1 protein-coding gene is annotated in these 227 nt (G+C 36.6%); it reads right to left on the minus strand.

The window, feature by feature from the left end:
* Positions 1-227, minus strand: a 227-nt coding sequence (locus EOC06_RS41325) for a hypothetical protein (RefSeq protein ID WP_206631493.1), incomplete at both ends; no start/stop codon positions are given.

Here is a 227-nt window from a genome sequence, read left to right on the forward strand (position 1 = left end):
CCTATCTTATCGAACCCATTCCATCTCGTTTTTGTGATCGTCCATAACTCTGCATTCTCGTTTAGAATATCTGCAGTTATATAAGTTTCTGGATTTAGATAGGTTACATTCATCGGATCAGCAAATAAAGTAATATCCATTTGATTTTCTTCAACTAATCCTCTTTTATCCCTTTCATCCAAGAAGGCCCACTTGGAGCCCACAACAGCTGTATTTAAAGCTAAATC

This window comes from Mesorhizobium sp. M7A.F.Ca.MR.362.00.0.0 (assembly GCF_004023175.1).
Classification (GTDB): Bacteria; Pseudomonadota; Alphaproteobacteria; order Rhizobiales; family Rhizobiaceae; genus Mesorhizobium.